This is a genomic window from Paenibacillus sp. FSL P2-0121, from assembly GCF_037975345.1.
In the GTDB taxonomy this organism is placed as follows: Bacteria; Bacillota; Bacilli; order Paenibacillales; family Paenibacillaceae; genus Paenibacillus_AQ; species Paenibacillus_AQ odorifer.
In genome coordinates this window covers 1,734,001-1,746,886 of the sequence record NZ_CP150245.1, presented here as the reverse complement: position 1 = coordinate 1,746,886, position 12,886 = coordinate 1,734,001, and the positions used below count along the sequence as shown (strand labels likewise).

Below are 12,886 nucleotides of genomic sequence, written 5' to 3'. Positions count from 1 at the left end.
AACCTGATAAACGAAAACTCCCCCGGATAAAGAAGAACCGGTGCCCTTGTATTAGGCTTAATCCGTAATCTTCACATTTCCAAACACAGCCTTATTCCTCGAGTCATCCCCGGGATTGCTAAGTGCTATGCCAATATACACCTTGCGGTTCATCGGAATCTGAACAGTTCCGACCGTTTGCCAGTTATTCCCGTTCGTCGAAATAGCCCCTTTGAAGGTATTTCCACTTCGGGTCAGCTTTAGCCATCTTGGAGCCGAGGCAGCCGCAGTCTGATCAACCATATTGCCCGCAGTCTCTGCACGATACTGGAAGGTGGCCCCATTTTCCGGGGTAAGCATCATATCTGCGTGCTTCGAATTATGACCCAGCGACTCCCGAATCATAATGCCGGCCTTGGCCCAGCCGTCCAATCGGCTAGTGGAATGCACTTTAACAATAATCTCCGCATCGCCCCGCACGGATTGGTATATATAATTCAGTTGATCTCCATTTCCCCAGATATCCGTAGAGCTGCTGCTGAGTGTAAATTGCTTATTGGAAGAATTGTAGGTAACGTTCCCCGGCATGGAACCAATATTTCGCGCCTTCCACCCTGCTGGTAATTGAGCCGGATAGTCTTGTTCTACCGCAGGCGTCCAGCCTGGCGTAGGCCAGGTTTCACGTTCTTTGATATTGGCTAGCTCATCTTCTGGCCAGGCCCCGTAAGCAAAGAACGACAGACGCTTCACACCTGGATAATTCTCGCGGATTCCCTTGTAAATCTCCTGATATTGATCATCTGTCCAATCATTATCCAGCGTCGCAACAATTTCCACGTCACTGCCGCTAATCCGGTCGCTCGTATCCTTCAGGATTCCGTAGGAAGTGCTGTATACCCAATCACTGTTGAACTCCCAGTCATCAAAGTACGCCATTGGTGCAACAAAGTCGATATCATCCTTGAATTTGGCTACATTCTGCCCAACTTCAATGAATTCTGGCGGCAAAATATACACGCCGAGCTGCACATCCGGCTTTGAGGACTGTGTGATATCCTGACGGATATCGCCCACATACTGTCCGATTTGTTCGGTTCTCCATTCATTCCACTGCTCACGCTGAGGCGAATCTGTCTCGAAGTCAATGCTGAGCGGTGAATACCCGAACTGCGCCTGATACTTCAGGGCCGTGTAATCACTGACGTCCATGTTGTAATTGTCGAAGCGGATCCAATCCAGCACAACGCCATCCACATCATAATTCTCGATTACTTCCTGAATAATGGAACGCTCATACTCCTGCACTTCATGGTGAATCGGATTGACGAAGTATTCGTTGCCGTTAGAACCTGTAAACGGTGTCTGAACCCCGTCAACCAGCGCCTGCATCTGCCATTCATCGTGCTCCAGGAAAGCCTGCTGATCATGGAACTGCGGAATCCAGGCATGAACCTTGATTCCTACAGCATGGGCTGCCGTAATGACAGCCTGCAGGGCATCGAAATTCTGGTAGCCTTGGGCAATTGGTGCGATATCACTCTGATAAAATACACTTCCAGACGGAACCTCATCATCTTCATCCTGCTTCACGTTCATGCTAATAACATCGACGCCATAGCTTGTAGACAGCGCGATGAAATTCTGGACATCCGCCATGTTCTTAAACTGGTTTACGGTCCGTACAATAACTTCCGTTTCGAAAGGGGGGTTACTCTCCTCTTCGGCCATAACAGGAACGGAACCACCGGCTATCGAAGAAACCAACACGATGCTTAACAGTGCTATGAACCTCGATCTCAACGCAAATGCCATAATCTCGCCTCCACAATTATAAGATTTTATAAATAGTCTTATTTCGTCGCGTTGATTTTCTTAACATTTTCCTGCCATTTTTCGGTTCTGAATTCAAGCAGCTTAGCAAGCCCCGCTTTTTCGGTGTTCTTTTTAGCTGTCTTTAGCGCCGACAACACCGCTTCATCCGACTTCGCCTGAACCATCTGGGCGTAAGCAAGGGTATAAATATCCCCGATATTCTGTGCGATGATGCCGATCTCCGTATCCGGAATCGGATCGGTATTTACAAACTCTGTGATATCCAACGCGGTTTTCCAGGTCACCGTGGACTGCGCCACGGTCTCCCAGGATTTCTGGTTCGCGGAAAGCAACGCCTCGAGGCTCATTTTCGCCGTATCAATAAAGGTCGTATTTCCCGCCCAGTTAAAGTCCTCGAATTTCCGCATCGTTTCCGTACGCTCGTTAGCAGGAGTCGTCTTGTATTTCTCGTTCGGGATTGGAGCTCCGTCCGCATCCTCTTCATCCCAGTACAAGCCTTTAGGACCGAAGAAAAGCACCTTCTGCCCCTCCGGACCCGTAATCCAGTCAAAATAAGCGAAGATGGCCTCTGGATCCTTGGCCTTTTTCGTAATGACATTAACGTTCCAACCCAGCGTCTCAAAGCCGCTTACAAACACTCGTGTTTTGTCTAGTCCGGATTTATGAATCGGCCATATAATCTCATAACCGCTGTCCGGATTATTCGCTGTCAGTGCCCGGTGTCCCTCGGCTCCATACGTAGTGATATTGGATTCGACCATGACTGCTACCCGGTTGGTATTGACCTTTTCTTTGACCGCATCCTGGGTTTGCTGCAGTGCATCCTGCGTAATCAGCCGTTCACGATACAGCTTATTAATATACAGCACCATCTCTTCGTAAGCAGGATCATCCAAGATAGATGACAGCTTGTCGCCATCCGGATATCCCATGAGTGAAATAAACTTACTGGTGGAGTTCTCCTTAAAACCACCATACATAATTTCCAGACCTGCCCCCTTCTCCCCAACCTCCAGAGGTACTACATCCGGATACTTTTCTTGCACCTTAAGCAAATATTGATACAAATCATCAAAGGTCTCCAGCGCCGGTCTGCCGAGTTCGTTATAAATATCTTTATTCACCATCCATCCGCCGTTGCCGAATTGCCCGGATGTATACCAGTTCGGGATTTGATAGATTTTCCCGTCTTCTGAACGGAGCAAATTCAGGGTGGATTCCTTCACATATTTCTTGAAGTTCGGATACTTCTCATAGTAATCATCCAGCGCAACGAGTTGTCCTGCCTGCACCAGCCGCTCCACTGAGGATCCCCGGTCAGTAAAAATGACATCCGGTAAATCACCGCCGACGATCATCGTGTTGAGCTTTTCTCCGGCCGCTCCTCCGGATTGTATGGGTTCAACAGTAACCTTACGGTTCTCCTGAATCCATTTTGTCGCCTCATTATCCCCCCAGGGTGATGTCGTAAGCCAGTCATAGTTTCCATAGAAGCTGAAGGTGACGGGCTTGATCCCGCTGCCGTCATCTGTGGCGGCCTCAGTATTCAGATTTTTCTCGCTTGTGTTTGGTGAAGTGTTAGAATTTCCTCCTCCGCTACAGGCAGCGAGAAGAAGCACCAGTGAAGTCAGCAAAAGAGATACCCATTTCATACGATTGCGCATCTTTTCCCTTCTTTCTACATAATATGGAGACTGCTATTCTTTCATCGAACCAATCATTACGCCCTTAACAAAGTACTTTTGGAGAAAAGGATACGTCAGGATAATTGGAATGGTAGCGATCATCATCGTAGCCATAGTCAGTGACTTCGTGGTAATCGTCCGATTCCGGTTCATATGATCCAGCGCGATAGCATTCGATGAGCCAATTTGGGTCATGATGTTGGAGTTCATAATCTGGCGCAGCAGGGTCTGTATAGGGAGCAAGTGATCCTTTGTAATATAGATCGCTCCCGTAAACCAGTCATTCCAATAACCTACTGCGGTGAATAAGGCAATCGTGGCCAGCACCGGGCCGGAGACGGGAATGACGATTCGGAAAAAAATGCCGTAGTTGCTGCTGCCGTCGATTTTGGCAGATTCCTCCAACCCCTCCGGCAGAGCATGGAAGAAGGTGCGGATGACAATCATGTTCCAGACACTGATGATGCCGGGGATAATCAGCACCCAAAAGGTGTCCAGCATACCCAAAGAGCGAACTAGTAAATAACTAGGGATGAGCCCTCCACTGAAGAACATCGTAATCATGAAGAACACCATATATTGTTTTCGAAAAAGCAATGTCTTCTTGGACATTCCGTAGGCTAACAGTGCCGTGAAAAAGACAGACAATGCCGTGCCGCTTAACGTTCTAAGAATGGTGATCAGAAAAGAATTCAGCAGGCGTTGATCCTGAAACACAATATAATAATTTTCCAGGGTAAATGCTCTCGGTAACAAGGTTACACCGCCGAGCGCCGTATCGCTCCCTAGATTAAAGGAAATGACCAACGCATTCCAAAACGGGTATAGCATGAGTAACGCCAGCAGCGTCAAAAGGATATAAATACTCCGCTGCATGATTTTGTCGCCTAGGCTTAGTCTCATTGTTCACTCCTCCTAAAAGGTTTATGGAGCATCGGAAGCATTCGCTATGAGTAGTAGTACTACCAGAGACTAACATCTGCCCGGCGAGCGATTTTGTTGGCCGTCACTAGCAGAATGACACTGATCACCGCCTTGAATAGCCCTACCGCTGTCGCATAAGAGAATCTGGCATTTAAAATCCCAACACGGTACACATAGGTGTCGATAACATCGGAGTAGGGTCGCAGAATTGGATTGGTTGCCAGCAGCAAAATGTCCTCGAAGCCCGCACTGAGCAGACTGCCGATGGCAAGAATCATAAAGATAATGATAATGGGGGTAATGCTGGGGAGTGTAATCAAGTGAATTTGCTTAAACCGGCTTGCTCCATCTATAGAAGCGGCCTCATATAGGGTTGGATCAATGCCTGCAATCGCGGCCAGGTAGACAATGCTCCCGAATCCGACCTCTTTCCACACATTTACGCTTACTAGAATCGACCAGAAGTATTTGGGTAACGCCAGGAAGTTAACTGGCTCCCCTACCAGATTGAATCGCTCCAGCACATAGTTCACCGTCCCGTTGTCAACGGATAACAGCGAAAATACAAAACCGGATACTATAACCCAGGACAGGAAATAAGGTAAATAGCTGACGGTCTGGATAATGCGTTTAAAGCCCATATTCCCGATTTCATTCAGCATCAGCGCAAGAAGAATCGGGGCAGGAAAAGAGATAATCAATTTAAGCAAGCTAATCACAAGGGTATTTCGCATCACATTCCAGAACTCCGGCGCCTCGAAGAACATTCTGAAATGCATAAATCCAACCCAGGGGCTCTTCATAATGCCGCCAAAAATATCGTATTGCTGGAATGCCATAACCACGCCATACATCGGAATGTAGCTAAAAATGAATACAAAGATAATTCCCGGCCAAACCATGGACTGCAAATCCAATTGACTGATAAATTTCTTCCATCTACGCGGTTTCTCGGCCGTGTTCATCCGCTTTTCCCCCTCTGGACGATTCTAGTGAAACAACGGCAACAACGATTTGTTCTTCTCCAGCATTTCATCCAGCAGTTGTTCAGCTACGGTGACCGAAGGCACGAGCGGATGATGAACCATAGCCTGTAGGGCTATATCCCGGTCTCCGTGCACAGCCGCCTCGATGGTGAGGCTCTCGTATTGCTTGACCGCGGCCAGCAAGCCTTTGATGGGCTGAGGAATTATACGCAGCGGAATCGGCAGCGGGCCTTGCTTGGTTACCATACAGTTCACCTCAATAGAGGCATCGTCCGGCAAGAAGTCAATCATTCCGTTATTCCTTACATTCAACGTCTGGATATCGCGGGAATCATTATAAATGGAGCGCATCAGCAGCACTGCCGCCTCCGAGTAGTAGGCTCCGCCGCGCTGTTCCAACTGCTTGGGCTTTTCCTTCAGCGCTACGTTCCGGTACAGTTCAAACAGCTCTTCCTCCACCTTCTTCACTACCTCAGCGCGCGATCCAGTCGTTGCTGCTGCTTCCTTCTGTTCCGCAAGCATCGCGTCCGTCATATAGTAATAGCTCAGGTAATAAGAGGGAATCGCTTTCAAAGCATTCAGAAACCGGTAGTCCCAGGAATCAAACGGCACATTGCTCGCCTTGTAACTCTGCGGGTAATCAATGAGCTCCTGCAGCTTGCTTTTACCGTCAATCACGATATCGGATACCCAGTGCAGATGGTTGATGCCGACAAACTCCGCGTAGATTTTCTCCATAGGAAGTCCGAAGAACTCGGAGAGCCACTTTTGAAAACCGATCGGCGAGTTGCACAGGCCTACACTTTTTACCGATGAGTATTTGTGAACAGCTTCAGTCACCATACCGGCCGGATTCGTAAAATTCAGCAACCAGGCATCCGGAGCCAGCTCCTCAATGTCTTTGCAAATATCCAGAATGACCGGGATAGTCCGTAGGCCTTTCATCATCCCTCCGGGACCTGTCGTCTCCTGGCCGATGACATTGTATTGAAGCGGAATTAATTCATCCCATTTGCGCGCTTCCAGCATGCCTACCCGGATTTGCGTACATACAAAGTCCGCTCCGGCAATGGCTTCCCTGCGCTCAAGCGTCTGGACCACGGTAATCGGCAGTCCGGACTCAGCAATCATGCGTTTGCTCAGTTCTGCAATCGTATGCAGCTTCTCCCTTCCCTCCTCAATATCCACCAGCCATACTTCGCGAATGGGAAGCTCTTGGTGATGCAGGATGATGCCTTCAATAAGCTCAGGCGTATACGATGATCCCGCTCCGATGACAACCAGCTTCAATGTTTCCTCCATGATAGACCCTTCCTTCATCTTTTTCATTTTGGTCTTATAAAAACTAGCCTATTGTGTTCAGTACTTTCCCCTGTGATAGATTATCTAGAACCTTCTGATCTACACGCATACCGCTGCTTTCCATAGCCAGAACGACCGATCCTACAACCGGCTCCCGGGTCAAAATCCTTAAAGTGCCATTCGGAGCCGACAACTTCACTCTTCTCTCAATGGCCCGCCGGATGATGCCTGAGCGGTCTCCCTTTGTCAGCAGGCTGCCTGCAAGTACGATGTCGAAGAAGTCCTCCTCCATGCCCAAGCGATGGATGGCCGATGCCGCGGCCAAACCCAGCTCATCCCCTTGCTTGACCAGCAGCTCGGTGGCAACCTGGTCCCCTTCCTCTGCCGCTTGAAACAATAGTTCAGCAATATGGGGAGGCAGGTCTCTGAAATGATCCAGGTAATCCTCTCTTAGCTCCGAAACATTGGAATAGCCCAACAATTCCGTTAAGCGTTCGGTTAGGACCGTCTCCTTCTCTCTTCCCTCATCCGCCCGAAGGACGCTACGGAATACCTCAATACTTAAATCATAGCCACCGCCATAATCCCCGAACCGGTAGCCGAATCCACCACATTGGTATGTAGCACCCAACGGATTTTTACCACTACAGTTCACGCCTGATCCGCAAATCAGCACGATCCCATAGTTCTTCTCTGTACCTGACCGCAAGGCAATCCAGGTGTCGCAGGAAATCTCAGTTTGGGGAAGATCAAAGCTGCTGATGATCGGTCGCAAAATCCGGAAATCAGCCTCTCTGTCCGCTCCCGCTAAGCCGAACCAGGAGTAATCCAGCTGATCCTTGGTCAGCCCTGACGCCATAATTGCTTCCGATATGGCCTGCTGCAAACTGTTCACCGCCTGCTCACGGTTTATTTGATGATTTCCGATCCCACCCTTGCCAACTCCGATGACCTTCCCTTGTTCATCTGCAATCATTGCATGGGTTTTACTGCCTCCTGCATCAACTCCCAAAAAATACTTCACGGATGATTTCACTCCTAAAATTCAAGGTAATCTAACAGATGCGGTGGATTCACGAATGAGTAGCTGCGGAGCAAGCTTCGTTACAGCGGGCGGCATCACCTCCCCGTTGATCATTTTTAGTAGTAAATCAACGCCTATATTGCCCATTTGTGCCTCAGGTTGTCTGACCGTCGTTAACCGCGGGTAAAATTCACCTACGAACTGCTGATCATCAAATCCAACAATTGAGATATCGTGGGGTACTCGAATTCCCTCTTCCCGGAGAGCCTGAACCATTCCAAGAGCAATAAAATCGTCCCCGGAAAAAAAAGCTGTCGGCAGCTTATCTTCGCGGATCCATCTCTTGGCCACCTCATAGCCGCCGCTTACTGTAAAACTGCAGTATTCCGTTCCGAATGGCGTTAACCCGGCATCCTCGAGCGCTTGGACATAACCGCGCTTACGCTCCGCTACACTTAGAAATACCGAAGGGCCGCCAATATAGGCGATTTGAGTGTGCCCAAGATCGAGCAAGTGCTTTGTAGCCTCATACCCGCCTTGATAGTTATCGACCACGACGCTAGGCACATCCTCATGCTGAAACTGGTTATCCAGCAATACAAACGGAATATTTTTTCTTTTCAGTTCCTCTACATATGCCTTTTCTTCAAGTGGGGACAACAGGATAATTCCATCAACGCGATCCTTCTGAAACAGGAAATTATCGCCTTCATCCTCATTCTCGGCGATCGATAGGGCTAAAAAATACCCTTGCGCCGCCAGCTTCCGGTTCACCACGCGAATAACCCGGTCATAGAAAGAGTCGTTAAAGTTGGTAATCGACATCCCGATGACTCCCGTTTTGCCTCTCACAAGACTCCGCGCTGCTGAATTGGGCTGATAATTTAATTCCTCCATAGCTTTCAGTACTTTCTGTCTATTAGCTTCCCGTACAGAGGGTAAATTGTTAAGCACCCTGGATACGGTCACTACAGAGAGTCCCGACTTTTTGGCTACATCATGTATATTCATCTTAGCTTCCATACCTCCGTCACCCGAAAGTTTAAACGATTAAACTTTTTAGGTAAATAAAAAAACCTAACCTTTCGTGATATTTCTATGTTCTGATTGAAAATTGCACACTGAATGTCAGTTTTTCCTTTATCAAGAACACCAAAATTCTTTACAAAAGTTTTAAGGTTTTAACTAATTTACATTCTACTTACATTTCCAATATCCGTCAATACATAAAATGCAGCCAAAACAAAAAGCAACTCATCCGCAGACAAGTTGCTTTTTAGACACGCTATTCCCCCTTCCATTGCTTCTATCATCCTCAGGTTAATTGGTAATTACCCATTTTTGTCGATCAAGAGTAGGATCAAGCTCGCTAAGGGACAGTGTCGACCCATCCGCTGATACTTCCATCGCTTTCTTATGATGAGCAGAAATAATACTTACGGTACCATCATCATTTTTGTGAAAAATCCAACGCTGATTGTTATATCCGAGATAAGGGTATAACTGGATTTTATTTTGCCCTGTGTCTAGATCAAGCGCCTGACCGGCTGTTGTACGAATAGAATAGGAGCCTGCATCGTCCCCCGTCGGCACGAATACCCACTTCTGATCCGTAAAATCATTCGCAGCCTTCAGTGTAACAGCTTCACCATTTGCGAGATTTGCTGTATAAAGGGATTTCTGTAGTTCTGCATTTACTAGACTGGAAGTGTATAGATCGGCAGGTGTTTCTCCGCTCACGTTAACGTTTTGATATGAAGCATATCCACCAAATACATGTAGTCCAAAGCGGCCTTCTGCAAATGTGCCGTCCTGGAGGTCGATCACTTTCTGCCCATCCACATAAACCACGATATGCGGGCCCTTCGCTTCGATTTTCACTTTGTAGGTTTGACCCGGCTGAATGAACGTCGGAACTTTTGCTAGAATCTGACGCTCTTCAAAACGGCCGTCGATTTTATAAAACAGACGGATGGACTTCATATTCGGATCCAGATTTAAGTAGTATCCGCTGCGTCCATCTTCGCTGGCACGGAACAACATAGAGCCTGCTCCTCCGGATTTCCCTAACATCATCTCTGCTTCATAAGTAAAATCTCCTGCCTGCTTCTCTGCGATATAATTCGCGTCACTCCAGTAATTTCCACGAATCCCATTTTCACCAATGACCCAGGAGGCTGCAGATAGATCTTTAGTCCACCCACTTAAGTTCGTATGAAATTCACCCCCAGATACCTTAACTAATAAGCTAGCGGATGTCTTCCCATTTGGAGTAGAGACGGTAATGATAGACTCGCCTTCTTTTTTAGCTACAAGGGTTGCCTGGGATTTATCCACCACGTTTAGTTCAACAACATCCTTGTTACTGGAATTCCATTTAAGCGGCTGTGCCCCATTACCGGTACCATTCTCTACCATCGCCAAAAGTATGTCGCTTTGCCCCTTGCTCAGTTCGCGATCACTTGTATCCATCATTATCTTGGTAGCTGAGCCCGTCTCCTGATTCCATACAGAGCCTAACTGATTCACCTTCAGAGATACGACTTTTACGTTGCCTCCTTTGGTGTAAAAACTCAAAGCTCTGCTGGCTGGATCCGGAAAAATGACGTCAGAGAAAACAACTTTACCGTTGTTGCCAAAAACCTCAATAGAAGACTCATCTACAAGGATACGCATCTTAACTCGCTTGTTCTCCGTTTGCATTGCCGCTTCATGTCTTGTATTAAATAGACTCGAAAAATCCGTCAAACCAGATGCAGACCGATCCACGAAAATCCGACCCTCACCAGGTTTATATCCAACAACCGTTTTTTGACTTCCCCCTACACGAACGTTAAAGCCAAATTCACTAACCTGACTACCTGCTGGAATTTCTACTTCAGCTTCAATTTCGTATGCACCAGAGGTAACTCCTTTCAATAGATTCTGAGAAGAAGGACTCACCTCTTTGTTAGCAGTAGAATACAGCTGACTACGCAGCGATCCCAACTCCTTGATCGGGCTTTGAGCGAGCTGAATCCCATCTTTTGTCGTTACTAATGAGACTTCTCTTGGGATTGACAGTACGCCTTTCCAATGGCTTGTTGGAAAAGCAAACGGATAGTCCCAGTTTGTCATCCACGCCATCATTACGCTGCGATGATCTGGCATGTTTGAAAAAGACATTGAAGCGTAGAATTCTTTTCCAAAATCTGTTCGCAATACTTTCCCTGCCGGATTATCATTAACGAATTTACCATCCGCTGTTAAATGACCCACAAAATATTCAGCATCTGATCCGCCTGTTTTTGAATTCGCTCCTGTACTAATCATCAGAACCCATTTCTTCTGTGATGTTCCGTCTACCGAAAGCTGAAGCAGATCCGGACATTCCCATACACCGCCGCGAACATAGTCCCCGTATCCCCAACTATCTGTCAGGTTCCAATCAAGTAGATTCGTTGAAGCAAAGAAACGAATATGGTCTCCACCGGATACAACCATTACCCACCTGTTATTGTCATTATCACGAATCACTTTCGGATCACGGAAATCCCAGCCTCCCGGCTCCCCTCCATTATCGCCTGGATTTCCGATAACCATTGGACGCGTCTTGGAATATTCCCAAGTACGACCTTGGTCCTTGCTGTATGCAAGACCGATACGCTGATTCCCATTCGGGCCATCGGGATTATAGGAAGTGTAGTAGGCAATTAGACCTTTACCTCCTGAATCCCCGAACAAACCTGATGCATTCGTCAAATCTGCCACAGCTGATCCAGACCAGACATGCCCATGATCATTCCACGGCAGCGCAATCGGAAGCCGCTTCCAGTTCAGCATATCCTTACTGACAGAATGTGCCCAAGTGCCTCCGTCCTGATGGAATAGATGATATTCACCTTCGAAGTAGACAAGTCCGTTCGGATCACTGGCAGAACCACGAATTGGCGTATAGTGGTATTGAGGACGATATTTTTCACTATAATAATTGCTGGCATCCGTCACATAGGTATCCTGGAAGTAAGCTGTTCCCTGTTTAACAACGATTCCTGCATATCCATCGGTATAGGTTTTATCTGTTAGATCGATTGCGGCCGGGGTGTATCCGTCTAGAAAGACCTGAATTCTGTTTCCCTTCGCCTTTATCTCTACATGATGTTTTGCTCCGGCCTGACTTGGATAGGTATGCTGTGAACTTGCAATCCTTGTTCCGTTAGCTTTCGTCAGACTTACACGAACCTGATTTCCTTCCTTTGTCAGGGCTGCTTCATATCCCTTTGTTCCATCAGCCGATGAACGAAAGGCGAGCGCTGCAACAGAATCAGGACGAAGAGATAGATTTCCTTCATATACAAAATCAGCAGCTTGTTTATTATAAATTTGCTGTGACTTCATCTGGTTTACTGCCATTCCTTTCTTGCCGTTGATATTAGGCTGCCATTGTCCTTTATTTGTAACCACAGCACCCAAATTTCCTTTCAGGTCGCTTACGATAATATTTTGGAACAAAACAGAACCATTCCATACATTGAGTCCCAACTTACCAGTACGATACGCATCATCCTGAACCTCAATCACAGGTTTATATTCATTGTCCCAATATACTTTCAGTGATGAACCCTCTGCTTTCACCTTGAGATGATAGATCTCTCCTGCCTTAACAGTAACCTTCCGCTCCTCTTTTAATTTCCCTTCACCATCACTTGCGTCTCGTAAGCGGATCATACCTGCATTCGGAACAATTTGGAGCATGTAGGAACCCCAGCCATCTTCATTAGAACGGAACAATAAGGTCGCGTCCGCTTGCATATCCTTGATCATGACATCAGCTTCATAGATAAAATCCTCTGACACCGTTTCGGAGATTGCCATTACATTTTCTTGTGGATCGGAAGTCAGTAAAATCCCTTCCACAGTATCCGCCAACTTACCTTTTCCTTTTATTTGCCAACCTATCAAGTTTGTGTTTGTTTTGGTTACGCTTTCAAAAATAGAAAGCCCCTCCTTAGCTTGTTTACTTACCTCCTGATCAGCGGGCGCAGCCCAACCCATACCGGGATTGGCTACATATATGCCTGCGGAAGTCATAACAAATCCTGTTGCCATGAGAAAGGATAAAACTACTTTTCCCTTATTAACCATCCTCTTCACCCTCTTTTTCTATCATCAAT

Annotated in this window: 8 protein-coding genes; all 8 read right to left on the bottom strand. The window is 47.1% G+C overall.

The features are described from left to right. Nucleotides 1-57 precede the first annotated feature (57 nt). Nucleotides 58-1,791: a family 10 glycosylhydrolase gene (locus MKY54_RS07730; protein ID WP_339190093.1), complete on the bottom strand. Its 1,734-nt coding sequence runs from the start codon at nt 1,789-1,791 to the stop codon at nt 58-60. Nucleotides 1,792-1,829: 38 nt separating this feature from the next. Beyond that, a complete protein-coding gene (locus tag MKY54_RS07725; protein ID WP_076219658.1) occupies nt 1,830-3,476 on the bottom strand; it encodes an extracellular solute-binding protein in 1,647 nt (548 codons plus the stop codon). Between the two features lie 33 nt (nt 3,477-3,509). Further along, nucleotides 3,510-4,400, bottom strand: coding sequence for a carbohydrate ABC transporter permease (locus MKY54_RS07720; RefSeq protein WP_076125288.1), 891 nt, complete (start codon nt 4,398-4,400; stop codon nt 3,510-3,512). A 59-nt stretch (nt 4,401-4,459) separates the two neighbouring features. Further along, a complete protein-coding gene (locus MKY54_RS07715; RefSeq protein ID WP_036675807.1) occupies nt 4,460-5,386 on the bottom strand; it encodes an ABC transporter permease subunit in 927 nt (308 codons plus the stop codon). A 24-nt stretch (nt 5,387-5,410) separates the two neighbouring features. Further along, nucleotides 5,411-6,709, bottom strand: a complete 1,299-nt coding sequence (locus MKY54_RS07710) for a 6-phospho-beta-glucosidase (RefSeq protein WP_076307094.1) — start codon at nt 6,707-6,709, stop codon at nt 5,411-5,413. A gap of 43 nt (nt 6,710-6,752) precedes the next feature. Beyond that, nucleotides 6,753-7,733: a BadF/BadG/BcrA/BcrD ATPase family protein gene (locus tag MKY54_RS07705; protein WP_076125294.1), complete on the bottom strand. Its 981-nt coding sequence runs from the start codon at nt 7,731-7,733 to the stop codon at nt 6,753-6,755. Nucleotides 7,734-7,754: 21 nt separating this feature from the next. Beyond that, entirely contained in the window at nt 7,755-8,756 is a 1,002-nt protein-coding gene (locus MKY54_RS07700) for a LacI family DNA-binding transcriptional regulator (RefSeq protein ID WP_076125296.1), read from the bottom strand. Nucleotides 8,757-9,053: 297 nt separating this feature from the next. Then, entirely contained in the window at nt 9,054-12,857 is a 3,804-nt protein-coding gene (locus MKY54_RS07695) for a GH32 C-terminal domain-containing protein (protein ID WP_339190092.1), read from the bottom strand. Nucleotides 12,858-12,886 lie beyond the last annotated feature (29 nt).